The following is a 25629-nucleotide window of genomic DNA, read 5'->3' as shown; positions in this document are numbered from 1 at the left end:
GTTTCGTTGTTTTTAAAACCCTATGCTATTACCATGCGGTCACAAAACACTTAAAAATCTCACCGTTTTCAAATTTCAACCTGAGCATTGGAGAGTAGCCTTCTAATTCAGAAACTTTTAATATGGGCATTATGTCTTCATAATTTTTCCAATCAACATTAGGTGTGACCTCTAATAACCAATCAGTTTTTTTGGGTTTGTAAAATTTACACCCTTTAAATTTAGGCAAGGTATCATAGGAGAAATAAAAGCCATAAATGCACTCAGGGTTTAAGGTATTAAGTGTTATGGTTTTTCCATAAGGCACAAAGAGTTGTGCTTTAAAGTACAGTTGCTGTTTAAAATTAGAAGCCATAACATTTAAACGCTCTAGTAATGGCTTGGTTTCCGGCCGGTAGAGTAGTGGTAATTGCTTGTTTTTGAGTTTGCTTAACTTCTTATTTAACGTGTCTCTCCGCATGGGACCAATACAGTGATCTATTTCAGTGGTACCCACTGTGTCATCGTATAAATAGAATTTAAATTGAATTTCTAAATGGACAGGTTGCTTATCATCTAATAGCAAACAATCTAACTCTCCAATAGTGAGATTCGATTCTGTTTGAATTTGAATGTTTTCAGACAGAATTTCAATGTTATCAAGACAAGAAATTTCACAAGTAACAAAACGCTCCACCCGTTGCCCTAGTCTAATATTATAAGGCATAAACCCAAAGAATGCGGGGCTTTTACTAGGTTTTTTTAGAAACGGATCCATCCCCAAAACTGATTGTAAAAATAAGTGAGGGGTGTTAAAAAAGCCAATAAATTGTGGTTGTAAATTTTCTTGTTTGTCATTCATATTTCGGCTTAAAAGTAAGCATTATAATTTTTTTTTAAATATTATTCGTGTAAAGCCTTTAAATCGTTGTATTTTTGCACATCGCAAAATCTTAAAAAAATCAATTTCAGGCAATGGCAGTTACTACCTTAGAATTAGAAGAACGCAAAGAAGGCAAGAGTTTATATAGCTATCAAAAGGGTGCTATAGACAAAATCTTTAAGTGTTTTGAAGAAGCCGAAGAAGATTACCATCTGCTTTACCAATTACCAACGGGTGGTGGAAAAACAGTTATTTTCTCTGAAATAGTAAGACAATATTTAAAGCATCACAAAAAACAAGTGTTAGTGATGACACACCGTATAGAATTGTGTAAGCAAACCTCAAATATGCTTACCGAATTTGGTGTGACTAATAAAATTGTAGATTCCAAAGCAGATTTAAGTGATCAAGGCGATTATAACTGTTTCGTTGCCATGGTAGAAACGCTAAATAACCGTTTGAATGATGGGAAACTCGATATTTCAGACATTGGTTTGGTGATTATTGATGAAGCGCACTACAATTCGTTTACTAAATTGTTTAAATTCTTTGAGAAATCTTTCATTCTAGGGGTTACAGCAACGCCTTTGAGTAGTAATATCAATTTACCAATGAAAGACAATTACAACGAGTTAATTGTTGGTGAAACCATTCAATCTTTAATAGAAAACGAGTTTTTAGCGCGGGCGGAAGTGTATTCGTACAACGTGGGTTTAACCTCATTAATTGTGGGTGCCAATGGTGATTACACCGTAAAATCTTCTGAGGATTTGTATACCAATACAGACATGCTTACGAAGCTTATTCAGGCTTACGAAGAGCGTTGTAAAGGTAAGAAGACTCTAATATTCAATAACGGAATTAACACGTCGCTGCATGTTTACGACACGTTTAGACGCGCAGGATATCCTGTGGCCCATTTAGATAATAACAACACTAAAAAGGAACGTAAGGCCATTTTAAAATGGTTTAAAGAAACACCGAGATGCTGTTCTAACCTCGGTAAGTATTTTAACTACAGGTTTCGATGAACCTACAGTAGATGCGATTATTCTTAATAGAGCTACAAAATCACTAACTTTATATTACCAAATGATTGGTCGTGGTTCGCGTATTCTAAAAAGTAAGAATAAGTTTACAGTGATTGATTTAGGAAACAACCTACATCGTTTTGGTCCTTGGGGAAGTGACTTAGATTGGCATAAAATTTTTAGATCTCCAAATTTCTATTTAGATGGTATTTTAAGTGATGATGATTTAGAAAGTAACTTTAGGTATGAAATGCCTGATGAATTGCGTGCTGAATTTTCTAAATCTAAAGACGTCTATTTTGATATCAAGGCCATGTACATCCAATCGGTTAGAGAAGGGGATTCGTCTAAGGTTATTTTAGAGCGCTCTATTCATCACCACGCTTATATTTGTACTGAAAACAGTGAAGATTTGTGGGATGCATTAGCCTTAGCAAAACTATTAAAAGAAGACATCGATTACCGTATTCAGCGGTATACAAAATGTATTAGTAAGAGTACTTTTAACTTTGTAGAATGGCTAAAAGACGATTACAAGAAGAAATTAAACGCCTATCTACGTTCTAATTTTGATACCCTTTTTGAAGAGATTAATGGATTTCCTCCCGAGGATTAAAGCATACAGTACCGTTGCGTTAACGCCTATGTTCTTATAGGATGGCTACGTTTATTATTATATCAACTCATGTCTAACGACTAAAAACTACAGGCTACATGTCCACTTTTAAAGATTTAGGAATCAACAAAAACTACGTTAAGTCGTTAAAAGAATTAGGTATTAAAACCCCTACCGACATTCAAGAACAAGCCATCCCAATATTGCTTAATGCTAAAACCGATTTTATTGGTTTGGCACAAACAGGCACTGGGAAAACAGCGGCTTATGGGTTGCCAGTATTGCATAGGATAGATCCTAATAAAACAGCGGTGCAAGGCTTGATTATTGCACCAACACGGGAATTGGTTCAGCAAATAAAAAAACAGCTCTTTAAATTCACGAAGTATAACGATAAAAAAATTTTTATTGAAGGGGTGTATGGTGGTGAAAAAATAGACATCCAAATTGCGAATTTACGACGTGTTACGCATGTTATTGTCGCAACACCTGGTCGTTTGGTTGATTTGTTAGATAAAAATATTATCGATTTAAATCACATTAACACCGTAGTTCTAGATGAAGCAGACGAAATGCTTAGCATGGGCTTTAAAAAAGACTTAACAACGATTTTAAGTGCCACAAACAAGAGCGCACGAAATACCTGGTTATTTTCTGCGACCATGCCGGAAGATTTAAAGCTCATTGTGAAACGCTATATCTCTGCAACGGCTGCGAGTATTGAAATTAATAGAGAACGTATTGTGAATGCTAATATTTCACATCATTTTGTTCAAACCAGTATTGCTAACAAACCGGACACGCTAATCAAGTTACTTGAGGATCGGGAAGACGTACGTGGTATTATCTTTTGTAAAACAAAAGCAGGAACGCAAGCTTTAAAACAGCAATTACAAAAGGAAGGGTTTAATGTGGATGCCTTGGAGGGTGACATGACGCAAAAAGAGCGTGATAAGGTGATGCGTGCCTTTAAGAATACGAATCTTCAAATTTTAATTTCTACAGACGTGTCTGCCCGAGGTATTGATGTTGATAATCTTGGTTTTGTCATGCATCATCAATTGCCGTAACATTTAGAGTATTACACACATAGAAGTGGCAGAACGGCTAGAGCTGGCAAAAAAGGGGAATCTATTGCTTTAGTATTGCCAAATGAATTACAACAGCTTTACAACATAGAAAAAACCTTAGGCATTAAAATCAAAGAGTTGACACTATAATCTTATGTCGTTATTCACTGAAAGTATTACTTCAAATTACACCCCTAAACGACTAGCAGTCAAGTTAAACTCTAAAGGAGAGCAGTTTGTTTTGCAGGGGCATCCTTGGGTGTTTTCTAATAATATTACTAAAATTAATGACGACGCGAAGACGGGGGATTTAGCCATTATCTTCGGAAAAAACAAGAACAGAGTGATTGGTCTTGGTTTATATGATGCCCAATCACCCATACAAATTAAAATGATTTATAGTGGTACTGCTTCTGCTACTATTGATGCTGCATTTTTCCATAATAGCATTGAAACTGCTTTCGCCAAGCGGGACGCTTTACTAAAAACAAATACAACGAGTTACCGCTTACTTTTTGGTGAAAACGATGGTTTCCCTGGCTTGATTGCCGATGTTTACGCAGGGGTGCTGGTGGTAAAATTATATTCTGAAATATGGTTGCCTTATTTAGAAACCATTCTTAAAAGTTTGCAAGCAGTTTCTCAGGTTGAGACTATTGTGATTCGTTTGAGTCGTGGTTTAGAGCAATCTAAATTACACAAACTCACTAATGGAGAAGTCGTTTTTGGTGTTTTAGAAAATGAAGTGGTGCACTTCGTGGAGCACGGTGTTCATTTTTCGGCCAATGTGATTAAAGGTCACAAAACGGGCTACTTTTTAGACCACCGAAACAATAGAAAGCAAGTAGGTGCGTGGAGTAAAGGTAAAACCGTTTTAGACGTGTTTTCATATGCTGGCGGATTTTCGGTACATGCTTTAGCTAATGGTGCGAAGGAAGTTACCAGTTTAGACATTAGCAAGCAAGCTCTTCAAATCGCCTATCAAAACGGAAAATTAAACGTGTATTCCGGCACGCATAAAACCATTGCCGACGATGCCTTTGTCGCCATGAAGCGTATGATTGCTAATGGTGAGACGTTTGATGTTGTGGTTATTGATCCACCTAGTTTTGCCAAGCAACAATCGGAAATTGATTTAGCCAAAAAGAAGTATGCTCAATTGGCCGATTTAGGGATCAAGCTTACAGCAAAAAGAGGTTTGTTGGTTTTAGCGTCTTGTTCTTCACGCGTATTAGCACAAACTTTTTTTGATATCAACGCTCAAGTGCTAAGAGCGAGCAACCGGAGTTCTGATACCATTTTAAAAACAGGCCACGATCAAGACCATCCTATAGGATTTCCTGAGGGTGCCTATTTAAAGTGCGGCTACTACCGCTTTTTAGATTAGGTATTAATACGCTTGTATGTATTATTATAATTGATAGGAATAAAAAAACGACCCTTTTGGGGTCGTTTTCCTATTACTTTTAACCTATGTTTTTTTTAATTAATACGTCTGCATAGAATCTTTTCTTTTGTCTAATTGCTTTAACAAAGAATTTACTGTTTCCGCCGCGCTTTTATGAAAGGAATCTGTAGCTGTTTCTGCAAACAACCGTGGGCCTGGGGCACTCAATCGGATGGAGGTTTTCATTTTCTCATCTCTATCACTGGTGTTTTCGGTTTTAAAAAAAACATCGGCGCGGATTACAAATTCATACTTATTAAATAATTTTTCTAATTTTCCATTTACATAATCTTCTAATTCCTGGCTAGCTGTTACGCCATCATATTCATAATTCACTGTCATAGTTTTCTGTTTTTGAGTTATATTTAAAGATAGTAAAAACCCCCATAGCTTTATTCAATTTAACCTAAAATTATGAGTTTTGTCTAGCATGTATAAGACCATTCGCTACCATATTTTTCGTACTTTTATTAGACAAACCACTCACCTTGAAACAACTAATGGACAATAAGCCTATTTCTGACCTTCACAATCATCCCAGTTTAAAGCCTTACGGGAATGCTACGGCTATTAAAACCCTTTGGGATTTTTTCAGAAACAAACAGCCTAAAGATTATTTCAAGCAAATAAGCCTTCGTAAATGGATTATTAATATCGTTCTAAAGAAGATGGCGACGTATTCTCAGTCTAACCTAAACAGTTGTTTTGAAGGGCATAACCGCTTGGTATTTTGCTCGGTGTATCCTATTGAAAAGCCCTTTTTAAAACCCAATCGCCCGTTTTTAAAAAGCAAAGCCATCCACACTTTTATTTTAGGGGTAATATTTAAAAAGAAATGGAATAAAACCAGTATTGCTATCGATAAAAAAATAGTCTCTTTATTGTCCGGTATTTCTTTAAAAATGGCCAGTCGCCTCATAGACCCCATACATGACCCGCGTATTGATACCATAGATTATTTTAATGATTATATTTTTGAGTATCAGTACTTACTGCATGCTAGTGGGAGTCAATCGGAAAAAAGGATTCACGGTAAACTGCCCAAGTTTCAACTGGTGAAAAACTATGAAGATTTTATGAGTACTAGGGCAGACGATACTATTTGCGGGATTATGACTATCGAAGGCATGCATGCCTTAGGCGTGTATTATAAACGTGATCTGTTTGAAACGGCTCGTATTGAAGACTTACCCTTGGAGCGACAAAATAAGTTAAAGCTTTCTTTTATTGAAAACATACAAGCCATTAAGAAAGAGCAATTTCCGCCCTTTTTTATAACCTATGCGCATCATTTTAATAATTTACTAGTGGGTCACGCCAAAAGTTTTGCCGATGCCAAAGGTACTTTTGATCCTGGTTTTGCTGATATTTTTGACCAAAGTGTTGGTCAAGATCTTGGGATTTCTAGTTTTGGACTCACGCTTATAACCGATCATTTGCTCTCTAGGCATAACGGACAGCGTATTTTAATAGATGTGAAACACATGTCTGTTTTTGCTCGAAAAGCATATTACGATCTATTAGCCAATAACAGAGCAAAAAGCAGTCTTCTCATCGACAATGTACCGATTATAAGCAGTCACAGCGCCGTGAATGGTCTTGCGACTTTAGACGAGGCACAAGCCAAGAAAGACAGTTTTAAAGGCAATAAGAATTCTTATGTGAGTCTTTGGGATATTAACCTTACCGATGAAGACATAGTCGCGGTTTTTAAATCTGATGGGCTCATAGGGATTTGCATGCATGACGGCAGAATGCCCGGGAATCGCTTCAGGAAAAAATTAAAAGCCTCTAAAAACAATCCGTAAATTACTAATAAACTACATGTGCAAATGTTTCTTACCAATGTGTTTCATGTGGTGAAAGTGACTCTAGAGTACATTAGAAACCATAACAAGAGCAGTAACACATTGCCTATAGATGAAATAGAGGCTTGGAAAACGGTATGTTTAGGCAGTGATAATGATGGGATTATTGATCCCTTCGATAATTTTAAAACAGCTGCCGATTTGCCAGCCTTTAGAGCCGCTTGCTGTCAAGCGCTCAATGATTATGTGCTACCGGAGTACCAAGGCTATAATGTAGTCTCCTTACCCAATGAACACCAAATGACATTGCAAGAAATAGACGCTTTAATGATTAATCAACCCATTGTTGAAGCGATGGATAAAGTGTTTTACGATAACACCCACGCCTTTTTAAAAAAGTATTTTACTAAGCAGTATTTGGGCCAAGAAGCCTCCGATTTCATAGTGTAACGAGCGCCAGGTTTTGCCTTTTATAAGTTTCAAAAAGTCTACTGTTTTGGCTGCTCCGTAGCGCAAACACGCCTCTAAACCTGCTAGATGTTTTTATTTAAGTAAAACCTATTAAAATACTATTAACCAGTTAGTTACCATGTTTTTAATTCGTCATCACCCGCACACTATAGTCTTAAACGGATACATACCACATTAGAGATTAAAGATCGCGTCTCTATTTTTAATCGAGATGTAAAACAGCAGGCACCTGAGTGGTTAAATAAAGGGACACCTGATTTATCTTACCATTAAAAATAGGGCAGAAGGCCCCTTTAAAATTAGTGGAATACCTCAAGACGAATTATTTTAAAAGGCAGCACATAACGCCTGATTATCTTTTAAAACCTAATTAAACAACAGTACCCTTCCCTTTTTTAGGCTGTAGGGTTTAATAGGTGGTTTTAAGGGAGATGTGAAAAAAACAGGTCTTAAAATGTGTTAAATTTTAAATAAAAACTCCTAAAATAGTTTTAAAGCGCTTGACACGTATTGGTATCATTAGTATTTTAAAGCAAAACACTATTATTATGAAAACAGTACTACTAAGTTTTGCCATTGTGTTTAGCGGTCTTTTATCTGCACAAGATATTTATACACAAAAGAACACCGAAATCCATGATGCTGAAGCACAAAGAATAACCAATGCATACAACAGCCAATTGGCATTAGACGCCAATCAATTTTTAATTTTTGAGAAAAAAATTGAAGAATTCTTGATTAAACGCGCTAAAATTGAAGAACGGTTTAAGGGAAAGGAGAAGCTTGACATGCTATACAAAATGCAAGCACGCGAAACGAAGGAAATGAACGACATTTTAACTCGGCCACAACTGGCGCTTTATAAACGTATTAAGAGTGAGATCCAACCGTTAATGGTGGTGAAAGAGAAGTAAAGGATCCCTATATTAACCTAACTCGATACTTGTTACTAAGAGTGTCGGGTTTTTTTATGGATGGTAACAGCAGAACGTGTAGCCGCTTGGATGGTGTGACACCCTATCAATATAGTATCTTCTTTGGAATGCCTACTGGTTTACAGTCTGAGAACACCTTGGGTTAGTCTTGAATCATCATTTTATTGTACACGGCATGAAAGGCTTCTGTACCTTTTGTAGTTAACGCTGGACGTAATAAGCTAAAAAGGAGTTGCAGGTAGTATAATAGTTTTTGCTCATCCTCGGCCTTATTATGAAAATAAAGGGCGTCGGCAATCCAAGCATTAAAGACAATTAAAAGACCATGTATAAACATTTTTACCTGTTTATCATCCGTGACGTTGCGCATGTAGCCATTAGCCATTAGGAATTTAGAAATTTTAAAGAGAACACTTTGATAGACCCGGGCTCTTTCGATGCTTTTTTGCTTAATGCTAGGGTATTTGAGATGTAATTCGTTACTACTTAAAAATAAAAAGCGGTATTTCAGGGTGAGTTCCATCATGTGTTTTATACTAGACATCATAAAATCGAACTCAAAGATGTCGTCTTGCACCCGTTGAAAATGTTCATCCAATTCATCCAATAAGTTTTGATGCAAGCGCATGATAATGTCCTCTTTTTTTGGAAAATGGTAGCAGAGGTTTCCATAACTCATACTCAAATCTTCACTAATGGTTTTACTTGAAATGGTATTCAAACCTTTATCGTTAAAAAGGGCTAACGCCGCGCTAAGAATGCGATCTTTTGTATCCATGCCTCAAATATAGGCATTATTGCCTAATTACAAAATTTTACACTATATTTGCGTCTAGGCAATAATGCCTAATTACAAGTTGCCCTATAAAACAGCCATGGAAATAGCAGTACCACAGACCAAAGGAGGCGAGTTCCTTTTACAAAACACCAATACCGAGACTTTATACAGTGTGGAATACCGCTCTGAAGAAGCACAAATGATACAAGAGACGGTGCGTCAATTTCTATCGAATGAAATTTTCTCTCGTTTAGAGGTGTTAGAAACCCCGGAGGGGATGCAATTAACACCTCAATTATTGAAGCAATGTGGTACTTTAGGTTTGCTGGGGTTGGAGGTGCCTGAAACGCTGGGTGGCTCTGATTTGTCATTAACCAACACCTTGCATTTTGTAGAAGAAATGGGAAAAAGTTACAGTTTTGGTGGTGCAATAGGTTTGCAAACGAGTATTGGGATTTCACCCATTGTACACTATGGGAGTTCTTATATTAAAGAGAAGTACTTACCACACATGATCACTGGGGACTTACTCTCTGCGTTTTGCCTAACAGAACCCAATGCAGGCTCTGATGCCAATTCGGGAAAAACACGGGCGACCATGACTGCCGAGGGTAATTATGTGATTACTGGCCAAAAAGCTTGGATTTCTAATGGCGGTTTAGCACAGCTCTACATCGTTTTTGCTAAGATTGAAGACGACAAGAACCTCTCGGCATTTGTTGTAGAAAAGGCGTTTGGTGGCACCACTGTAGGGGCAGAGGAGCAGAAGATGGGCTTATCGGGTTGGTCTACCACCCCTTTGTTTTTTGACAAGGTGCTGGTCCCGAAGGAGAATTTACTTGGCGAACGAAATCAAGGCTTTAAAATCGCTTTAAACACCTTAAATACGGGGCGTATAAAGTTGGGTGTTTCTGCGCTTGGCATTAGTAAAATGACAGCCAATTACGCGGTGAATTATGCTATAGCCCGTGAGCAATTTGGACAATCGATAAGTGATTTTGGCGCTATAAAAGAGAAATTAGCCCAGTATGTACATTAAGATTTTTGCATTAGAAGCCTTGGTCTATCGTACGGCCAACGCTATAGATCTGTTACGACACGATAAGGTCGCACAAGGGCGCCCTTACATGAGGTCTAAAACCGAAGCTTTAAAAGATTTTAGTATAGAATGTGCTATTGCCAAGGTGTATGGTTCTGAAGTTCAGGATTATATTGTAGATGAAGGACTTCAAGTATATGGCGGCATGGGCTATTCGACGGAAGCACCTATGGAACGCTTGTACCGAAGCGTGCGCATCAGTCGTATTTTTGAAGGCACTAATGAGATTAACAGACTCTTAATCGTTAAAGAATTCCTTAAAAAAGGGCTTAAAGGAGAACTCGATTTGTTTACTCCCTTAACGGCATGCCTTGATTGGTTAGAGAAAAACGAAGGGGGAGACTACGGCAGTAGCCCCTGGAGTGAGCTTTTAACCATCGTTGCCCATTTAAAATCATTAACCTTAGTGGTAGCTGGCGTCACCGCGCAGAAATTCTTACAAGAGTTAGAAGAAGAACAAGAAATTGTAACCCATATTGCCAATTTACTCATTGAAATTTATGCCTTAGAAAGTGCGGTGCTACGGGTGAGGAAATTAAAAAACGATCCTAATCTGGAGGCCAAAGCGATACATATGGATGTGTTACATGCGTTAGCTTTTGAAACCAGCAGTAGGATGGAGGCTAGTGTAAAAGCGCTCATGTTTTCTTTTGATGACCCTGAGGATGCGGTACAGATTAAAAACGCCTTAGCGGCCTATTCAACAGTACCCCATCGTAATATTAAAAAACACAAAAGAGCGGTAGCCAATTATTTTATCGCTGAAACACGTTATACCCTTGGATAATATGAAAAAGATAGGATTAGTACTTTCGGGTGGTGGCGCTTTAGGGGTTGCTCATCCGGCCTTAATAAAAACCATAGAAGCCCATGGCTATCGGCCAAACTTAATATCAGGCACGAGTGCTGGCGCCTGTATAGGGGCCCTTTACAACTGGGACATGGCCCCGAAGCCATGCTTGATATTATAAGAAAAGAGCCTTGGTTTTTTATCGATTATAAGGTGTTGAAGCAACAGGGGATGTTAGACGCGCAAGAGCAATACCTTTCTTTTGATAAGTACATTCCGGAGGAATTCCCCAGCAATCAACTGTACATCACTACGTTTGATTTAATACAAGGGGAGTCCATTTATCACAATTCCGGTGATTTAAGAACGGTGTTAAAAGCCGCCTGTGCGTTATCTACATTTTTTAAGCCTATGGAATATGAGGGTAAAACCATTGTAGACGCTGGATTATCTAACAATTTTCCAGTAGAACCCTTAATAGGACAGTGTGATGTGTTGCTGGGCAGTTATGTAATGCCCAAATTGGCCCCACAAGATTTGCAATTGGAAAACACACAACATCTTATGAATCGCTTAATGACCATTAATAGTTATAATAATGCTCATGCGAAATTTGACCATTGTGATATGGTTTTTGACCATAATTATTTAAAAGACTATAAAATTTTGGATGCTCATAAACTGGATGAAATTTATGAGCAAAGTTTAATGTTTTGCGACGCCCAGTTTAAACAGTATTTAAATCAAACACCAAGCTCGGGTAATAAGATGCCGTTTTAAGGATATCGTATATTTTATCATACCAAATAAAAACAAAGAGAACGGGTTTAAAAAAATCCTATTTGACATAATATTAATTATATTACAAGAATAGCGTATAATCAAGTCTTTAGACAAATATGCGTTGTCTTATGCTAGATGAGAAAACACAGGCTCTAGAGGCTCAATTTGTAGCCTCAGAGGTCAACCGTTTAGGCTCTGAAAAATCTACAGATTTTTCCCTAGCTACTTATAGGGATTTCGTTGTCCGCTCTAAAGTTGGTTTTCGCTATATTCTTTATAAAATGCGCCGTGAAAGTCAAGCTATAATGGTAAAGTCTGAAAAGGAAGCTTTTGTAAATTCGGGTAAAAAACCGAACATAGAATTTTGTGGAAAAAACATAAAATATCAAACGGAAGCCGTCGAACTTGTTTTGAATGATAAAAAACTTCCGTGCTTCCGTAATTTGGCTATGTGCGGTCTTGTTTGGCGTTGTCCTATTTGCAGTATGAAAATATTGCAAGGACGGTCTGAACAACTTTCCGATATTTTGATTGAACACGAAAAAACAGGTAATAAAACTGGCTTTATAACGCTAACGATACCACATACAAAAAAAGACACCTTAAAAGAAACCCTCGATAAAATTAATGATAACTATAGACGTTTTCAGCAGACTCGTTGGTTTAGGAATCATAAAAAAAACATCATTGGTCAAGTTAAAGCCCTAGAAATAACCTACACTAACCAAAACGGATGGCATCCGCATTTGCACATACTTTATTTTTATAAAACTCACAATGTTAATCAAATACAATCTTTCCAAAAAGAGTTAGTTTCTAAATGGGTTGATTTTAGAGATAATAATGCTAGGCTTGTAGGTCAAGATTATCAACTATGTTATAATAACTCAATAGATTCTTATGTTAGTAAATGGGATATAATAAAGGAAGTAACAGCAGTCAACGTAAAAAAATCTAAAGGCTTCACGCCTTTTCAAGCACTTAAACGGCTTGTAATTAAAGATTATTCAAACTTTAATCAGCGTTTCTTTTTGGTTGAACGTTTTCGAGAATATTCAGAAACAACCAAGGGAAAACACCGTTTATCTATATCCCCAAATCTTTTTAAAGAGTATCCGAGAGGTTAAAAATAAATCAGATGAGGAACTATTGAACGAAATCAATGTTGAAAAAATAATATTAAAATTTCAATACATCATTTGGTTACAGATTGCTAAAAAGAACCTCGAACCTCATATAATTAATGCGTACTTATCTCAAGGCGAAAAAGGTGTATTATCCCTTATAAATTCCGTAGGAATTGATTTTGATGTTTTGCTAGATAACGACGAAATAAAAACCTTAATATAATGAAAAACTGTAAAACGTGTCATCATTTATCTTTTGCCGAGCATTATTCGAGTGTCGGTAGATGTGCCAAGTATCGGAAAATTGTCAATTTGGAAGATATTCAAAGTTGCCATTTTGACTTAGACCAATTTATACGTGAAGAACAAATGTTTAACTCTCGAATGATGCGTTACATAGACAGCGAAATACATTTTATAAATAAATCAAATGAACAATTAACACTTAAATTTTAAATTATGAAAACTAGATTACAAAAAAAAGCCCAACTCGAAATGGCGTTATTGCTTGATTTACCATTGTATGAAATTTTAACAGCTTTTGGCATTGAGCTTAAAGAAAAGTATTTTGTTAAGCAAAATTCATACGGGCTATTTGACGTTAGACGTCGGGTTCTCCTATTTTTTTCGCTTAGAGTTGGAAAAAATTTCCCTAACAAAAGTGAAGCGGTTGACTACTTATTAAAATTTACTAATTTGGAAAATTACCTACTTTAATTCTAATTTGTCATTGTTTTAACCCTCCCTAATGAACATGACGTAACATTCTTATATTATGCAAATAAATTCTAAACAAGTTAATCAATTATTACTACAACAAAGTAGGGATGTGAAGGTCGTACACAACCTTTACCCTGAAAATATTATATACCTTTTTTCTGACAATGTCAATATTAACCGCTAAATATTTAGTTCAAAAATTAGGAGTGTCTCTTACAACTGCAAAAACTTACATAAACGATATGAAAGACACCTATCCCAAAGCCAAACGGCTTACAACGGTGCATTATATCGATTATTTTGAAAATTTAGAAAGAGAAGACCAATAATGTAAAAAAAAGTTCAAATGTGTACAGATAAAGCCATAATTCCAATTATGGCTTTTTTTTGTGCCGAACTTTGTAAAAAAACTTAAACAAATTTTATCTATTCTCTTATGAAATTACATTACAAAACAGGCGTAACCGAGACGGGCGAATTACGCATTACTAAATCTACAGGCGCAATTCTTATCGGTTGTTCTAAACCTTTAAGCGACTTAACTAATGAAAGAATTACTATCCATATCGAAAAGGAAGGTGGTAACTCTGAATTGCATACTAATGTGCTTTTAAGGCATTTTATTGCTGAAAGCCTTTACGGTGACGGTAACCTAAAACAAACTACAGTAGGCGTCGATGTTTCGTTCATCGCTTTATGTGAATTAGGAAGAAACGGTTCAATTCCTTTAGGTGTTAACGAATCTATAAAAGTTGCAATTTCTACATTGGAAGCAGCAGAAACTTACAAAGTGTTTTCATTGGAATATCCGCAAATAGCTGAATCTATCTTTTATTCAGAAAAAAACACCATTTTAAATGATGAAACCTCTCGTAGTTTCAATGTAAGTAATTCACGTATGATGACTATTGAGGGATGGCAGTTTACACGTGATACGACGTTTACTTTTATCAATGGTCATAGAGTGAAGTATACGCGTGAAGAATTGGAGATGATAACATTTGATTTAGAATCTAGTTTAGGTGTTGATATAACAAACGGTCAAAACGTCAACGCTATAGGAGATGCACTAGTGCTATCATTAGAAGGTGTTGTTCAAATTGATTTTGAGAAAATTAAAGGTTTCCAAGAAGTAACTTTTGCCAATGAAATGCCAATCCAATAATCTCTGTAAAACCATGTTAAACAAACAATTAGTAACAGATAGTTACCCGTCAGGTGGGGTGGTTTATACCGCCCCTATTATGGGGAGTCTTCCTCCTAAAACAGGAGGTTATAAATTACCTATACCAAAACCGACTTTTATAAATCCCCTTTTAATTAAAGTGGCTCCGACTCAGCCCGTTCTGAGTACTGCTCCATTTGTTAAAAATGAGATTTCGACGGCTACTTCAACGCCTGTTTCGAGTCCAAAGGTTTTGCCAAGTGATGAAACACTAGTAAAGAAAATTACAGAAACACCCGAGAAAACGTCTAGTTTTTTAAATGGCACTTTGAAGAAGGTAAAATTCGGTAAAATTTTAAAATTCGCTATTCCTATAGGCTTTGCACTTTTAGTTATAGTTGGAATATACAAACAAATTAAAGTAAACAATAAATCTAAATACGCTTAAAAAATGGGATTCTTTAAAAATTTATTCAAGAAAAAACCCGGAGGAACATTCTTCGGTAACCTTTTACGAAAAGGGGCAAATGTGGCTACAGGGGGTATCTTAGGTAATGGTGCTGGTCTTGCTGCGTGGGAAGCTAAACAAGCACAACAACAAGAGCAAGCTGATATGATAGCTTGGCAGAACTCACAAAAAATAGGTTCAGCTTTAGGCAATATGGCAAAGCCATTTGTAGAACCTGTGATTGATAAAGGAAGTGAAGCAGGCGCAAAAGTTTGGTTGATGAAGAACTGGTGGAAAGTGCTTATTCCTGTAGTCGTGGTTATAACAGCAATTATTTTAATAGTAAAACGCAAACCCCGTAGAGGTTACGCATAATTCAAACAAATTTCAAAATGAGTCAAAATCAAAATAACGGAGCTGTCCGTTTAACAAAGGAACAACTTCAAGCGTTAAATAATGGCAATGGTCCAAAACGTTCGGAGCAACTTATAAAACTATTCAAAAAGGAAATTTTATAGGTTCAACTATTATAAATGCGTGGAATAAATCACGTGGTAAGGGTTTAATAACTGCTACGGTGTCTCCGTACCACAAGAGTAAAAATCATGTTGAAAGTAAAAAGGGAAATAAGTTTCAACCGATGATGTGTACTATAAAATACTCTAACTCTGGTCATGAAAAAATGTTTCCTGTATTAATGAATATCAACACAAAGGTTGTTGTTTTAGAAGAGGTTGGTATGGTCGTTACTCCTAACGGAAAAGGGCAAACTAGCGGTTTGAAATGGGCAACTGGTTACTTTGGTAAATTCACTCGATAATTATGAAGTCAGTTATAAAAGTAATGCGTTTAGTTTTAAAATATGGTGCTGTAATATTTACCGTAATTGAAATTATAGAGTTCGCAACCGAAAAGTTAGAGAAATATTCAGACACGAAAAATGTGTCTAACTCTCACAGAAAAATGAATCAAAATCTTTAAAAGTAGAATAGTATGTCAAAGTTACTCTTAATTCTAATCACGTTAACAGGATTAGTAATTGCTTATTTCAAGTTAAAAAAACCCGTTGAAACTAAATCAAGCGTTAATACCTCTGAAAAAACAAATTTCCTTAACGGCTTTGAATTAAGACCCGATGATGACTACGGAAGCGGTAAATTTGGGGCGAGCAGAAAAAGAACTTTATTGTCAGGTGAGGTAGTGAAATATTCTCACAGAGGCTTAGATGTTTCTTATCAACCGTTCTCCCCTCTGCCTGCTCCGTTTAAAGGCTATATTAATCGGTTAGGCTATGTCTATGAAGGCAATGACGAACTTCGGTTAATTGAATTTATAGGAGTTGGATTGTTTAGTGGTTACAAAATGAAAATGATGTATGCTAGTGTTCAATCCGGGTTTAGTAAGTTAAAAGTCTATAATCAGTATGAAACTATCGGTTATGTTCAAAACATGAAAAAGAACTATTCAAAGAACATGACAAATCACGTCCACTATGAGTTGTATGACCCTAGCGGAAAATTAATAAACCCCGAAAAATATGTATAATGGAGTTACTCATGGAATCAATTTTAACAGATTCGACCTTTACGATTGTTTTGAAGCTGTTGTTATTGTCTTTCTATGCCTATAATATTCACTTAAAAAACAAAAACGATAAAAATGATAAAAATCCTAAATTTAATTAAAAAACATTTCTTTGTTATAATAGTAATTATTATTGCTATTTCATTGGGCTTATTCAAATTCTTAAAAAAGAAACCAACCGACCAAAACGGTGTTGCATCAGGTTATTTAAACGATATGAACGTCCCCCAAAATGAGCATAAAGATTATAATCATGTTGCTTTGAATGTGGCCCATCATTTGGGAACTGCTTACTCAAAGTTTGACCCAAGGCATTGGACAGAAAACGACCAAGAAGTGTATTCGTTAATCAAGTTGTTAGATCAAAAAGGTTTTGATGTGGTATCTAGTTTATACTTTAATGTTTACGCAAAAGGTAACACGTTGTCTTCTGACTTGGCACGTTTGCTTGATGCTGAATACTATGAGAAATTAACCGTTAAATAAAATAAATAACAAAAATGAAAAATCTAAAATTAATATTATTACTATCGCTTTGCTTTTACTTTACACAGTCAACTAGTGAAGCTCAAAATTATGATAACATGAAAACAAAAGTTTTATATTTTGACGCTCTAGGCGTTGTTAAAGATGTAACTATTACACGCGGTTCAACTGCAACTATTCAAGATTCACATATTGTATGTGGTTTCTCTGACTTGGATAATAACATTATTGATGTGCCAACAAAACTACGTTCTCAATTAACCAATTATGAAAGGCTTATTTGTGAAAATAAGATGCCTATAGGCTGTCTTTTAGAAGGAAACTATAAAGAACATAGAACATTTAGTTTTGGTGACAGATACCAACCTTATTTGCAGTGGGAGGGCGTTTATTTAACATCTGCTAATGAATACCCAAAAATTAGAACCGCTCAAGTTACATTTACTAGAAACGATGATTCTCTTTTCGCTGTTTTTCTAGCCCCTTATTTAGATGGCGTTAATTATGCACTCAATCTTAGAAGTCTTGCAGATTTGAAAAAAGTTGACTATGTAAGATTATATTATTTTTTAAATGCAACGGATGAAGCTAACAACGTTGAATCAAATGCTTTTTTCTTTAAAGTTGCCCCTTACGACCTTATGGAGAATGAGTTGGACTCGGGTGTTTTGAATTTTATTCCTGAGTAATAAAGAGTAGGGGTAAGGCTAAAACCTTGGTTTTCAACTATGTTTCGTTATTTGGAAAATCAAAATTAATAGCTATATTTGGGGTGTCGAATTAAAAACTCTAAAAATATGATTACATCCTCACGAAACAATATGAGCGCACTTAGTGGAATACTTTGTGCGTTTTCTTTTTTAAAAACTTTTTTTTTTAATTTTTTTGATTTTTTTTCTCTGCATACGTAGCACGTGAAAAGGATTTGATTTTTCGAATTAAAATAACTACTTAAGATATAAAAGACAGCTTGCCTGTCTGACTTTCTTAAGTCGTTATAAATTTGAAAAATTCAAATGCTTTTTGTTTACACTTAACACCTTACTTTGATATGAATATAGACCTTAGAAACATTAATAGCGACTTTGAAAGTGCTATACTTAAAATTAAAAAAGCTTACAATTTCAAAACCAATACACAAGCGCTTGAACACGCTTGTACGAGATATTTAGAAATTGTCTTAAAGTTTGAAAAAGAATCTCACGAACATACACAGAGAACTTTGCAATATTATGATTTACTAGATCAAGTTGAAAATTACTTTGAAGTTAAAGAAAAACTCAAATCACGTGTAAAACAGAAATAACTTGTCAAATATCCATTTCTGCAGAAACGAAAACAACGTGAAAGTTGTTCCAGGGTTTTGTTCCTGGTAACCTTAAATCACGTTAAAAGTAAAAACATGACATAAAAAAAACGGTCATTGTGGGGTGTCGAAGTCCCTAGACCGTTTAAATTTCTAAAAATATGATACAAATATATATAAAAATAGTTTTACTTACTATTAATTATAGTACATTTTATAACAATTAGCGAAATAGCGCTTTTGGGCGATATTTTACATAATTAATGATATAATGTCTTTAGACTTATATCGAGTAATTATGTACAAGCTAATTGTGGGTCTTATCTCAATATTTAAATATATTTGTGAAATAGCGATATTTGACATACTATCTAAGTATAATTACCCTGTGGATTATTATACTTAGATACAATGCATTCTATGAATTTAAATATATCCTTATAGTTCAAGCTTATTGTGGCTCGAATCACAAGATATAATTGTAGCTTCGTTAGAATAATATAGATGTGTAGCTATAATGTCCCCAGCCGCATCAACTCGCAGTTTATAGCATTGATGTATTAATCCATTCTAAAACTCGTGTAAAATATCCCGAAGCATTTGTTTTCATTAGAATAATTGGAACTTGGGTCATTAAACTAATAAGCGGTTTGCTTCGCAGCGTTTATAAAACATTTACTCACGTATTTATTATTTAAAATATTTGAGTTCGTGAATACTAAGTATTTGTATCTATAATTTACTCACAGCGATACTATTTTATTGGAGTTCGTGATGTGCTTCGCAGTTGCCGTTATGTAAAATTACTCACAGCTTTAATATTTGATAAATCTGTGTTCGTGATTATAAATCATAGATTTATAGTTGCCGCTGCCAAACGCTCGATTGTTTAATAAAATCAAATTGCTCCGGCAATTTATTTTAAACACAAATGCGAAGCATTCATGAGCTCCTTATTAAAACAATAAAAATTTTGCGAATAATTTCCAACGCTTGCCAACGCCAAAAAAAAGCTAGCTTTTAACTATTATTGAAATTCTCGTATTCGATAAAATGTACTTTATAAAAAATTTAGACGATTACTCACGTCTTTAATATTGTTTTAGACGTGTTCGTGAATGCTTCGCATTTCTCGTAAGTTTGCCACAAGAGTATAAAATTTAAAAAAAATAAATTTCTATACACTTGCTCTATTTACAACTCCTACTAATGTCTTATTTTCATTACTATTCAAAATTCTATTTTACATAATGTTGATATTAATAATCACCAAAAAATATGATTAGATTTGTTCATATGTCTTATTGCTTATAAATAATGGAAATAAACCAATATCAAAAATTATTTGATTTTATATTTGATACTGTAAAACTACAGGAAGCTGATGTCATTAAAATGACCTCAAAGTTATCTGTGGATAAATATATTAAAGGAGATTTTATTCTTAAGCAAAATCAAATTTCTAAATCTTTAAAATTTGTTTTATCTGGTATTTATAGAGTTTACCAGTTAAATGATGGAAAAGAAATTACCAGCTATTTTAATTATGAACAAAGAAATCCTCTTGTAGCCTCTTTTGTTAGTTTATTAACTGAAAAACCAAGTGCCGAATTTATAGAATGTATTGTGCCAGGGAAATTAATTTCTATAGCGTATTCTGATTGGAAAGAATTGTACAAAACAAGCTTAGAATTAAACACTTTTGGCAGGCTGATGGCCGAAAAAAACTACTTATATGCTATACAACGCATAGAATCTTTGCAATATCAAAGCGCATCAGAACGATATGAAATATTTTTAAAACTCTACCCTAGCCTACTTAATCAAATACCACATCATTACATTTCATCTTATTTAGGAATAACTCCGAATCTCTCAGCCGTATTCGTAAGTCCTTGGTTAAAAAGTAAATCTTACCATACATCAATGCAACTACTTTTTATTATTCGGAAATTTGAATTATGGAAACGACAAACATAAATACTACTTGGGAAAAAAGATACCCGAAAGCAAGTTTAGAAGACATTGAGGACTGTTATTCACTAGTTGTGAAACATTATTCTAAGCCGAACAGACATTACCATAATTTAAATCATATTAAGTCCTTAATTAGTCAAATAAAACAATTATCTCTTACTACATATAATGAAAATATATTGATTAATGTAGCCATATTTCATGATGTTGTTTATGTTTCAGATAGAAAAGATAATGAACAGAAAAGTGCTGAATTTGCTAGAAATTGGTTATCAAAATTAAATATGGATGACAATACTTCTCAAATAATTTGTGATATCATAAGAGCAACATCTAATCATGAATCCAATGATTTTCTAACGCAGTTATTTATTGATATGGATCTTTCTATTTTAGGAGAAAACGAATTGAACTATCAAAAATATATCTCACAAATAAGAAAAGAGCATTATAAAGTTCCTAATTACTTATATAAAATTGGTAGAAAAAGATTTTTAACCAAAATGCTATCAAGAACTTTTATTTTTTCTACTCCAAAATATTATGAATCATTGGAGAAAATTGCTAGAAAAAATATAACGAATGAATTAAACTCTTTATAATCATGTCTATAAATATTGAATATATAGAGGGCTTACCAATAATAGAAATTGAAAATTTTATTTCAATAGATCAATGTGATTGTTTATTAAATAACAGGATAAATCAATTTGAAAGTGCTATTAGTCATTATCCTGATTATTATAGAAATAATGATAGACTTGTTGAAGATAATGATGACCTATCGCAAGAGTTGTTTGGGGTATTAAATGAATTTAATGAAAATTATTTTAATGATTTTGTTGGATTAAATAACCGATTACGGTTTTGTAGATATCAGAAAGATCAATTATTTTCTAAACACCAAGATGGTGTACATTACCCAAATGATAACCATGAGTCTAAATATACTTTCTTATTATACTTAAATGCTCCGGAAAGTTTTTCCAGCGGAAATACAGAATTTTTTATTTCAAAATATGATGAGAAACCTTGTAAAACAATTATACCTCAAAAAGGAAAACTAGTAATTTTTGACCATAAAATTTGGCATAAAGGTGCTAAAATTACTTTAGGCAACAAATATATTTTGCGCTCAGATATTTTTGTGAATAGACAAATGGAGTTTAAACATCATAAAGGTTATATATGGAGTTTATTAAGTAGTGATAAGAATCATTTTTTTAGCTGCGGAAGAGATACTACTATTAAACTATGGGATAATGAGTTAAGGCTTATCAATTCAATTAAAATTCATACTAAATCTGTATTAAAAATAGCACGATTGAATAGCGATGAATTTGTTTCTTGCTCTAGAGATTTTACATTAAAAAAATGGAATTATTCGGTACTATTTTAGCATCTATAGCTCTAAATGAAATGATTATAAGTATTATAGCTAATTCTAATAAAAAGCATATCATAGCTGTTGGTACAAGTGGTAGTGTTTATGTTTTTAGTTATGAACTAATATTACAAAAAACAATTAAGGTGCATAATAATTGGATTTGGGATGTTATACTATTAGATAATGATACTATAGTTACTTGTAGTGAAGATGGATCTATGGTTTTGACTAATTTAAATGCAGCATCTACTAAATGTCTTTACAAACAAAATGAAGCACTTTTCAGCCTTTGTAATACAACAAACTCTATTTTTATAGGAACAAAAAACGGTAACGTTATTTACTTTTCTTTAAAAGGCAATACAGCAAAAACAATACACTTACATAAAGATATTATTAGATCTATTAAGTATCATAAAAATGAAATTATAACCTGTGGTGAAGACAACAAAATAATGGCTTATAATCCTACAACAAAACTAAAACGGAAAATTGTACAAACCGATAATTTTATACAAGATACTATTGTGTTAAACAATCAGCTATATTCTGCTGGGTTTGATGGAAGTATTACTATTAGTGCGATATAGAGTATTTTGTTTATCCTCTATTCTATTTACATAATAATTTTAGTCTTTAGAATTTCAATCAATTCTTTAGAACCATATTTATAGATATCATTAATGTTCAGTACAGTTATTTTATTATAATAAGTATTTCCAAAAGCCTCTTTAATGGCTTTTAAATGCTTGTTTTCCATTACAAATACATTATCAGCTAAATCTAATTGTTCTTTGCTTATATAGTTTGTTCCAAGCTTATTACAAGTGTTTTTGTTGGTTCCAGCAGAATCAAAAGAAAAATTAGGATAATGTTTGCTAAAATAATCTTCGGCAGTTTTTGAACGGTCTTTATTAGCTGAACATACAAATAGTATACTTTTCATAACTAAAGTTTTACATTCTCTAAAGCATATTTACTTAATTCTGGAATTGCATTTGTAAATACACTAACTTCCCAATTGGATAAATGTTCTAACATTACATTATTGCTTTTAAATATAGAATTTGGATTTAAAAATTCTGTTGATGGAATTAAATATAAAACTCTCGCTTCGCTCTCAATTAAAAGAACTAAACTAATTAATAGATTTTCATTTAATTCTCCTAAATCTTGCTTTGAGATTTTAATAGATTTTTCTGTTCCAGCATCAATAGACTTAAAGAATAATTGATTAGAATTACCATTATTAACCTCAATATTATAAACTACTGCTTCTCTCCCACTTTCCTTTTGTGACAATTATATTTGAGCTTTTTTAAGCTCTGATTTCATAAAGTTTAATGCATTTTCATTGAGAGAATTCATAGATTACAAGATACTTTTTTAAGTTTAATATCTTTTGTCTTGAAACACTAATAATTAAAGATGTCTCGGTAGACATTTTTAAATTATTACAAAAACAAAAATCAAGTTAGGTATTTTAAAAATTGATACTCAATCAATTCTTTAAAATAGTATATAATTTTGGAAACAATTACGGCTCATTCGCTATATTTTAGGAAACATTGTAACTATTAACATTGCTTTGAAATCCGTTGTATAACTAGAATTCTTAAAAAACTGTATTACTAAACCCCTAAAATATATTGTTTTAACCAAAATTTTATGAGGCCAAGTTTAACATTAAGATTCTATTTTACATAATGTAATAGAATTAAACTAATAGATATTAATCACCTTTTGTGTGCTTATGCTTTTTTAATGGTGGATAATCTTTCTTTTTATCAGGAGAAACTCTTCTTCTTTTGTCTAATGAGCCATCATCCTTTTTAGGTTTTGGACCAGGTTTAATTGCTTCAATTGTAATCATAATTTTCTATTTATTAATTTGATAATAGTTTTAAAAACCAATCTAAAATTCTTCTGAAAATTGATTTTTTAGTTTGTTTTACTTCTAAATCGTCGTAATAGGCTTTTCTTTTTCTTGCTTCAGATTTACGACCAGCGATGATTTCCTCTTCGCTCCAATCATATGACCATTCAATATTTCCATTAGTAATCCAGTAGTGTGACCTACAAGGTAATTCCCAATTACCAATTGATGGATATAAAGTCGGCTTATTATTAGCTTCCTTAAAAGACCATTCGGATGGGTCTAATGGAGTCATTATTTTATTTTTACAGCCACATGGACACAAATGACCTGCAATACCATATTCTTCAGAAACATAAAGTATTCCTTGCTCTAAATCATTTGGTAAATATTTTACTTTTAATAGTTTAACTTTTTCCATTCTCCCCTACTAAATTTACTCCATCGACATTAAATAGCATGTGGAAATAAGAATTGTCATCCAAATAAAAACCTCTAACTTGTTTATATTTTATAACTGCTAAACATGCATTTAAAGCGTTTAGTTCTGAAATTTGTATATTACTTTTATAAACATCATCGGGAATATCACTTAAAGGAGCTAACCTTTTATCTATAATCTTTTGTGTAGATTCAACTGAAAAATATGTAGTACGTAGTGTGCCACTTATTAAACCCGTATCTTTATCTAATCCCATACCCACATCTATAAATGGAATTTTCATTTTCATAAGTAAATTGAATATTTCACCTCTAGAATCTCCACTATCCACACACACAAAAGCAAAAGTGACTCCAGTTAAATCTTCTTCCGAATCGCTTGTAATATAGTTTGGATAAATATTTATACTGTTTCGGAAATTTTGATAACGGTTTTTATATACTTCTGTTTTTCTTTTACCTAAATCTTCTTCATTTAATTTCCCAGGAGAACGGAATGCATTATGAACATGAAACCAATCTCCATCAAATCCTTTAATTTCTTTAACTGGAGTTTTAACCAAGAAATCCAAAAGGTAAGAACCTGTACCTCCAAGTCCAATTATAGCAATTGTATCTTGTTCAAGTTTAGCACTTAACTCTCCTATTTCTGCCCTACTTGTTAGAGTATCTCTAAATTTAAAAACAGATTTAGAATTTTCATCAACGACTCTAAAAGTATAAGGATTGGCATCAAATTTATCCATTGCTGGTCCGGAAATTATGGTAACATAATTTTCAATTTTTTCGAACCAATCTTTAAACTTCCCACTAGGAGGCTTGTTTGAAAACGACCTTTGCACAACTAAATCTTTTGAAGTCAAATGAACTGATGTCGCACCACCACCAAGATTTCTAATTGGCTTTCCGTTTAATTCATGAGGATGACTACCACAAAAGAATATTTGATGGTCTTTCATGCTCATTTTATTCTGCTAATAAAATTTACTATTGAAACTATTGCCCCAATTTTTAGGTTTCCATTATTGTCAAGATAAGGGATATCTCTAACAACAAGATGATTGCTATCTATTGCTAATGCATATCCCTTTTTTAATAATCTTTCAATATCCTGATTATTTTCTGCTAAACTTACTATCATTTCTATTTAAGATTGTCCAGTATGTTTCACTTTAAAAATCATTCCTTCTTTTACTCTAACTTTCCCACCTGGAGATAAAATTCCAGTTGGTTTATTTCCTTGTCCTCTTTCATAAGTAACCGAATAAGTTCTTTACGGATGTTGCGGGAAATCGGGAAATGCAAGTGTAACCAATTCATCATAAGTGATATCGTTCTTTTCTTCTTCATGAGGAGTTCCATTGACAATAATGGTTACCTTTTCTGTTTTTTCGTCTTTTACTAAATTTGAGACCATAATTT

The 25629-nt window shown here is 33.7% G+C and carries 35 protein-coding genes and 2 pseudogenes; 27 read left to right on the top strand and 10 right to left on the bottom strand.

Features of this window, described 5'->3' with window-relative positions:
- Positions 1 to 28 precede the first annotated feature (28 nt).
- On the bottom strand, positions 29 to 841 hold the full coding sequence (locus tag N7U66_RS02085) for a DUF1853 family protein (protein ID WP_267677121.1): 813 nt from the start codon (positions 839 to 841) through the stop codon (positions 29 to 31).
- A gap of 113 nt (positions 842 to 954) precedes the next feature.
- Here N7U66_RS02085 and N7U66_RS02080 point away from each other — a divergent pair.
- The 3 genes and pseudogenes from N7U66_RS02080 (at position 955) to N7U66_RS02070 (ending at position 4966) form a co-directional block, all read left to right on the top strand.
- Positions 955 to 2509: pseudogene (locus tag N7U66_RS02080) on the top strand (DEAD/DEAH box helicase).
- Between the two features lie 98 nt (positions 2510 to 2607).
- Positions 2608 to 3729, top strand: a pseudogene (locus tag N7U66_RS02075) (DEAD/DEAH box helicase).
- Between the two features lie 4 nt (positions 3730 to 3733).
- Positions 3734 to 4966, top strand: a complete 1233-nt coding sequence (locus tag N7U66_RS02070) for a class I SAM-dependent rRNA methyltransferase (RefSeq protein WP_267677120.1) — start codon at positions 3734 to 3736, stop codon at positions 4964 to 4966.
- A 99-nt stretch (positions 4967 to 5065) separates the two neighbouring features.
- Here the strand turns inward: N7U66_RS02070 and N7U66_RS02065 are convergent, their stop codons facing one another.
- Entirely contained in the window at positions 5066 to 5368 is a 303-nt protein-coding gene (locus N7U66_RS02065) for an HPF/RaiA family ribosome-associated protein (RefSeq protein ID WP_267677119.1), read from the bottom strand.
- 146 nt (positions 5369 to 5514) lie between these two features.
- On the opposite strand from N7U66_RS02065, the gene N7U66_RS02060 reads away from it, so the two are divergent.
- From N7U66_RS02060 to N7U66_RS02050, 3 genes are all read left to right on the top strand, one after another.
- Positions 5515 to 6834 (top strand): amidohydrolase family protein, encoded by a 1320-nt coding sequence (locus N7U66_RS02060; RefSeq protein WP_267677118.1) that lies wholly within the window; start codon positions 5515 to 5517, stop codon positions 6832 to 6834.
- A 24-nt stretch (positions 6835 to 6858) separates the two neighbouring features.
- Positions 6859 to 7284 carry a hypothetical protein gene (locus N7U66_RS02055; RefSeq protein ID WP_267677117.1) on the top strand — a complete coding sequence of 142 codons (426 nt, stop codon included), beginning with the start codon at positions 6859 to 6861 and terminating at the stop codon, positions 7282 to 7284.
- 569 nt (positions 7285 to 7853) lie between these two features.
- Complete coding sequence (locus N7U66_RS02050; RefSeq protein ID WP_267677116.1) at positions 7854 to 8219, top strand: hypothetical protein; 366 nt, start codon at positions 7854 to 7856, stop codon at positions 8217 to 8219.
- 163 nt (positions 8220 to 8382) lie between these two features.
- Here the strand turns inward: N7U66_RS02050 and N7U66_RS02045 are convergent, their stop codons facing one another.
- Complete coding sequence (locus tag N7U66_RS02045; RefSeq protein WP_267677115.1) at positions 8383 to 9018, bottom strand: TetR/AcrR family transcriptional regulator; 636 nt, start codon at positions 9016 to 9018, stop codon at positions 8383 to 8385.
- Positions 9019 to 9115: 97 nt separating this feature from the next.
- Between N7U66_RS02045 and N7U66_RS02040 the strand changes: the two genes are divergently transcribed.
- The 21 genes from N7U66_RS02040 to N7U66_RS01940 all read left to right on the top strand — a co-directional run bounded on the left by N7U66_RS02040 (position 9116) and on the right by N7U66_RS01940 (position 22480).
- A complete protein-coding gene (locus N7U66_RS02040; RefSeq protein ID WP_267677114.1) occupies positions 9116 to 10057 on the top strand; it encodes an acyl-CoA dehydrogenase family protein in 942 nt (313 codons plus the stop codon).
- Positions 10047 to 10904, top strand: coding sequence for an acyl-CoA dehydrogenase family protein (locus N7U66_RS02035; protein WP_267677113.1), 858 nt, complete (start codon positions 10047 to 10049; stop codon positions 10902 to 10904). Before N7U66_RS02040 ends, N7U66_RS02035 begins: the two co-directional genes overlap by 11 nt.
- Before the next feature lies 1 nt (position 10905).
- The gene (locus tag N7U66_RS02030; RefSeq protein ID WP_267677112.1) at positions 10906 to 11088 is read left to right on the top strand and encodes a patatin-like phospholipase family protein; all 183 of its coding nucleotides are present in this window, start codon (positions 10906 to 10908) and stop codon (positions 11086 to 11088) included.
- Positions 11073 to 11687 carry a patatin-like phospholipase family protein gene (locus tag N7U66_RS02025; protein WP_267677111.1) on the top strand — a complete coding sequence of 205 codons (615 nt, stop codon included), beginning with the start codon at positions 11073 to 11075 and terminating at the stop codon, positions 11685 to 11687. Before N7U66_RS02030 ends, N7U66_RS02025 begins: the two co-directional genes overlap by 16 nt.
- 131 nt (positions 11688 to 11818) lie before the next feature.
- Entirely contained in the window at positions 11819 to 12817 is a 999-nt protein-coding gene (locus N7U66_RS02020) for a protein rep (protein ID WP_267677110.1), read from the top strand.
- A gap of 22 nt (positions 12818 to 12839) precedes the next feature.
- Positions 12840 to 13040, top strand: a complete 201-nt coding sequence (locus N7U66_RS02015) for a hypothetical protein (RefSeq protein WP_267677109.1) — start codon at positions 12840 to 12842, stop codon at positions 13038 to 13040.
- Positions 13041 to 13276: 236 nt separating this feature from the next.
- Positions 13277 to 13534, top strand: a complete 258-nt coding sequence (locus N7U66_RS02010; RefSeq protein ID WP_267677108.1) for a hypothetical protein — start codon at positions 13277 to 13279, stop codon at positions 13532 to 13534.
- A 167-nt stretch (positions 13535 to 13701) separates the two neighbouring features.
- On the top strand, positions 13702 to 13866 hold the full coding sequence (locus N7U66_RS02005) for a hypothetical protein (protein ID WP_267677107.1): 165 nt from the start codon (positions 13702 to 13704) through the stop codon (positions 13864 to 13866).
- A gap of 107 nt (positions 13867 to 13973) precedes the next feature.
- Entirely contained in the window at positions 13974 to 14702 is a 729-nt protein-coding gene (locus N7U66_RS02000) for a hypothetical protein (RefSeq protein WP_267677106.1), read from the top strand.
- Positions 14703 to 14715: 13 nt separating this feature from the next.
- Positions 14716 to 15150 (top strand): hypothetical protein, encoded by a 435-nt coding sequence (locus N7U66_RS01995; protein ID WP_267677105.1) that lies wholly within the window; start codon positions 14716 to 14718, stop codon positions 15148 to 15150.
- A 3-nt stretch (positions 15151 to 15153) separates the two neighbouring features.
- Complete coding sequence (locus N7U66_RS01990; protein WP_267677104.1) at positions 15154 to 15525, top strand: hypothetical protein; 372 nt, start codon at positions 15154 to 15156, stop codon at positions 15523 to 15525.
- Positions 15526 to 15727: 202 nt separating this feature from the next.
- Complete coding sequence (locus N7U66_RS01985; RefSeq protein ID WP_267677103.1) at positions 15728 to 15970, top strand: hypothetical protein; 243 nt, start codon at positions 15728 to 15730, stop codon at positions 15968 to 15970.
- Positions 15971 to 15972: 2 nt separating this feature from the next.
- Positions 15973 to 16131 (top strand): hypothetical protein, encoded by a 159-nt coding sequence (locus tag N7U66_RS01980; RefSeq protein WP_267677102.1) that lies wholly within the window; start codon positions 15973 to 15975, stop codon positions 16129 to 16131.
- Positions 16132 to 16143: 12 nt separating this feature from the next.
- A complete protein-coding gene (locus tag N7U66_RS01975; RefSeq protein ID WP_267677101.1) occupies positions 16144 to 16695 on the top strand; it encodes a hypothetical protein in 552 nt (183 codons plus the stop codon).
- A 114-nt stretch (positions 16696 to 16809) separates the two neighbouring features.
- A complete protein-coding gene (locus N7U66_RS01970; protein WP_267677100.1) occupies positions 16810 to 17220 on the top strand; it encodes a hypothetical protein in 411 nt (136 codons plus the stop codon).
- Positions 17221 to 17234: 14 nt separating this feature from the next.
- Positions 17235 to 17909 carry a hypothetical protein gene (locus tag N7U66_RS01965; RefSeq protein WP_267677099.1) on the top strand — a complete coding sequence of 225 codons (675 nt, stop codon included), beginning with the start codon at positions 17235 to 17237 and terminating at the stop codon, positions 17907 to 17909.
- 362 nt (positions 17910 to 18271) lie between these two features.
- Positions 18272 to 18526: a hypothetical protein gene (locus tag N7U66_RS01960; protein WP_267677098.1), complete on the top strand. Its 255-nt coding sequence runs from the start codon at positions 18272 to 18274 to the stop codon at positions 18524 to 18526.
- Positions 18527 to 19843: 1317 nt separating this feature from the next.
- Positions 19844 to 20506 (top strand): Crp/Fnr family transcriptional regulator, encoded by a 663-nt coding sequence (locus tag N7U66_RS01955; RefSeq protein ID WP_267677097.1) that lies wholly within the window; start codon positions 19844 to 19846, stop codon positions 20504 to 20506.
- Positions 20488 to 21105, top strand: a complete 618-nt coding sequence (locus N7U66_RS01950; protein ID WP_267677096.1) for an HD domain-containing protein — start codon at positions 20488 to 20490, stop codon at positions 21103 to 21105. The genes N7U66_RS01955 and N7U66_RS01950 overlap by 19 nt, the downstream gene beginning before the upstream one ends.
- A gap of 2 nt (positions 21106 to 21107) precedes the next feature.
- Positions 21108 to 21902: a 2OG-Fe(II) oxygenase gene (locus N7U66_RS01945; RefSeq protein ID WP_267677095.1), complete on the top strand. Its 795-nt coding sequence runs from the start codon at positions 21108 to 21110 to the stop codon at positions 21900 to 21902.
- Positions 21878 to 22480 (top strand): WD40 repeat domain-containing protein, encoded by a 603-nt coding sequence (locus N7U66_RS01940; protein ID WP_267677094.1) that lies wholly within the window; start codon positions 21878 to 21880, stop codon positions 22478 to 22480. Before N7U66_RS01945 ends, N7U66_RS01940 begins: the two co-directional genes overlap by 25 nt.
- Before the next feature lie 26 nt (positions 22481 to 22506).
- Here the strand turns inward: N7U66_RS01940 and N7U66_RS01935 are convergent, their stop codons facing one another.
- From N7U66_RS01935 to N7U66_RS01905, 7 genes are all read right to left on the bottom strand, one after another.
- Positions 22507 to 22836, bottom strand: coding sequence for a low molecular weight phosphatase family protein (locus tag N7U66_RS01935; RefSeq protein WP_267677093.1), 330 nt, complete (start codon positions 22834 to 22836; stop codon positions 22507 to 22509).
- 2 nt (positions 22837 to 22838) lie between these two features.
- Positions 22839 to 23192 carry a hypothetical protein gene (locus N7U66_RS01930; protein ID WP_267677092.1) on the bottom strand — a complete coding sequence of 118 codons (354 nt, stop codon included), beginning with the start codon at positions 23190 to 23192 and terminating at the stop codon, positions 22839 to 22841.
- Between the two features lie 430 nt (positions 23193 to 23622).
- Entirely contained in the window at positions 23623 to 23763 is a 141-nt protein-coding gene (locus tag N7U66_RS01925; RefSeq protein ID WP_181256222.1) for a hypothetical protein, read from the bottom strand.
- A gap of 13 nt (positions 23764 to 23776) precedes the next feature.
- On the bottom strand, positions 23777 to 24187 hold the full coding sequence (locus N7U66_RS01920) for a DUF6527 family protein (RefSeq protein ID WP_267677091.1): 411 nt from the start codon (positions 24185 to 24187) through the stop codon (positions 23777 to 23779).
- Entirely contained in the window at positions 24174 to 25166 is a 993-nt protein-coding gene (locus tag N7U66_RS01915; RefSeq protein ID WP_267677090.1) for a ThiF family adenylyltransferase, read from the bottom strand. Before N7U66_RS01915 ends, N7U66_RS01920 begins: the two co-directional genes overlap by 14 nt.
- Positions 25167 to 25168: 2 nt before the next feature.
- Complete coding sequence (locus tag N7U66_RS01910) at positions 25169 to 25348, bottom strand: DUF6791 domain-containing protein (protein ID WP_267677089.1); 180 nt, start codon at positions 25346 to 25348, stop codon at positions 25169 to 25171.
- Between the two features lie 132 nt (positions 25349 to 25480).
- Complete coding sequence (locus N7U66_RS01905; protein ID WP_267677088.1) at positions 25481 to 25624, bottom strand: multiubiquitin domain-containing protein; 144 nt, start codon at positions 25622 to 25624, stop codon at positions 25481 to 25483.
- Positions 25625 to 25629 lie beyond the last annotated feature (5 nt).

This window comes from Lacinutrix neustonica (genome assembly GCF_026625145.1).
Taxonomy (GTDB): domain Bacteria; phylum Bacteroidota; class Bacteroidia; order Flavobacteriales; family Flavobacteriaceae; genus Lacinutrix; species Lacinutrix neustonica.
Note: the sequence above shows the minus strand (reverse complement) of the source record. Positions and strands in the feature narration are given on the sequence as shown.

Excerpts from the sequence above, each read along its gene's own strand:
- N7U66_RS02085 (WP_267677121.1), bottom strand. The coding sequence starts at position 841 with ATGAATGACAAACAAGAAAATTTACAACCACAATTTATTGGCTTTTTT.
- N7U66_RS02070 (WP_267677120.1), top strand. The coding sequence starts at position 3,734 with ATGTCGTTATTCACTGAAAGTATTACTTCAAATTACACCCCTAAACGA.
- N7U66_RS02065 (WP_267677119.1), bottom strand. The coding sequence starts at position 5,368 with ATGACAGTGAATTATGAATATGATGGCGTAACAGCTAGCCAGGAATTA.
- N7U66_RS02055 (WP_267677117.1), top strand. The coding sequence starts at position 6,859 with ATGTTTCTTACCAATGTGTTTCATGTGGTGAAAGTGACTCTAGAGTAC.
- N7U66_RS02050 (WP_267677116.1), top strand. The coding sequence starts at position 7,854 with ATGAAAACAGTACTACTAAGTTTTGCCATTGTGTTTAGCGGTCTTTTA.
- N7U66_RS02045 (WP_267677115.1), bottom strand. The coding sequence starts at position 9,018 with ATGGATACAAAAGATCGCATTCTTAGCGCGGCGTTAGCCCTTTTTAAC.
- N7U66_RS02040 (WP_267677114.1), top strand. The coding sequence starts at position 9,116 with ATGGAAATAGCAGTACCACAGACCAAAGGAGGCGAGTTCCTTTTACAA.
- N7U66_RS02035 (WP_267677113.1), top strand. The coding sequence starts at position 10,047 with ATGTACATTAAGATTTTTGCATTAGAAGCCTTGGTCTATCGTACGGCC.
- N7U66_RS02030 (WP_267677112.1), top strand. The coding sequence starts at position 10,906 with ATGAAAAAGATAGGATTAGTACTTTCGGGTGGTGGCGCTTTAGGGGTT.
- N7U66_RS02025 (WP_267677111.1), top strand. The coding sequence starts at position 11,073 with ATGCTTGATATTATAAGAAAAGAGCCTTGGTTTTTTATCGATTATAAG.
- N7U66_RS02020 (WP_267677110.1), top strand. The coding sequence starts at position 11,819 with ATGCTAGATGAGAAAACACAGGCTCTAGAGGCTCAATTTGTAGCCTCA.
- N7U66_RS02010 (WP_267677108.1), top strand. The coding sequence starts at position 13,277 with ATGAAAACTAGATTACAAAAAAAAGCCCAACTCGAAATGGCGTTATTG.
- N7U66_RS02005 (WP_267677107.1), top strand. The coding sequence starts at position 13,702 with ATGTCAATATTAACCGCTAAATATTTAGTTCAAAAATTAGGAGTGTCT.
- N7U66_RS02000 (WP_267677106.1), top strand. The coding sequence starts at position 13,974 with ATGAAATTACATTACAAAACAGGCGTAACCGAGACGGGCGAATTACGC.
- N7U66_RS01995 (WP_267677105.1), top strand. The coding sequence starts at position 14,716 with ATGTTAAACAAACAATTAGTAACAGATAGTTACCCGTCAGGTGGGGTG.
- N7U66_RS01990 (WP_267677104.1), top strand. The coding sequence starts at position 15,154 with ATGGGATTCTTTAAAAATTTATTCAAGAAAAAACCCGGAGGAACATTC.
- N7U66_RS01980 (WP_267677102.1), top strand. The coding sequence starts at position 15,973 with ATGAAGTCAGTTATAAAAGTAATGCGTTTAGTTTTAAAATATGGTGCT.
- N7U66_RS01975 (WP_267677101.1), top strand. The coding sequence starts at position 16,144 with ATGTCAAAGTTACTCTTAATTCTAATCACGTTAACAGGATTAGTAATT.
- N7U66_RS01970 (WP_267677100.1), top strand. The coding sequence starts at position 16,810 with ATGATAAAAATCCTAAATTTAATTAAAAAACATTTCTTTGTTATAATA.
- N7U66_RS01965 (WP_267677099.1), top strand. The coding sequence starts at position 17,235 with ATGAAAAATCTAAAATTAATATTATTACTATCGCTTTGCTTTTACTTT.
- N7U66_RS01960 (WP_267677098.1), top strand. The coding sequence starts at position 18,272 with ATGAATATAGACCTTAGAAACATTAATAGCGACTTTGAAAGTGCTATA.
- N7U66_RS01955 (WP_267677097.1), top strand. The coding sequence starts at position 19,844 with ATGGAAATAAACCAATATCAAAAATTATTTGATTTTATATTTGATACT.
- N7U66_RS01950 (WP_267677096.1), top strand. The coding sequence starts at position 20,488 with ATGGAAACGACAAACATAAATACTACTTGGGAAAAAAGATACCCGAAA.
- N7U66_RS01945 (WP_267677095.1), top strand. The coding sequence starts at position 21,108 with ATGTCTATAAATATTGAATATATAGAGGGCTTACCAATAATAGAAATT.
- N7U66_RS01940 (WP_267677094.1), top strand. The coding sequence starts at position 21,878 with ATGGAATTATTCGGTACTATTTTAGCATCTATAGCTCTAAATGAAATG.
- N7U66_RS01935 (WP_267677093.1), bottom strand. The coding sequence starts at position 22,836 with ATGAAAAGTATACTATTTGTATGTTCAGCTAATAAAGACCGTTCAAAA.
- N7U66_RS01925 (WP_181256222.1), bottom strand. The coding sequence starts at position 23,763 with ATGATTACAATTGAAGCAATTAAACCTGGTCCAAAACCTAAAAAGGAT.
- N7U66_RS01920 (WP_267677091.1), bottom strand. The coding sequence starts at position 24,187 with ATGGAAAAAGTTAAACTATTAAAAGTAAAATATTTACCAAATGATTTA.
- N7U66_RS01915 (WP_267677090.1), bottom strand. The coding sequence starts at position 25,166 with ATGAAAGACCATCAAATATTCTTTTGTGGTAGTCATCCTCATGAATTA.
- N7U66_RS01910 (WP_267677089.1), bottom strand. The coding sequence starts at position 25,348 with ATGATAGTAAGTTTAGCAGAAAATAATCAGGATATTGAAAGATTATTA.
- N7U66_RS01905 (WP_267677088.1), bottom strand. The coding sequence starts at position 25,624 with ATGGTCTCAAATTTAGTAAAAGACGAAAAAACAGAAAAGGTAACCATT.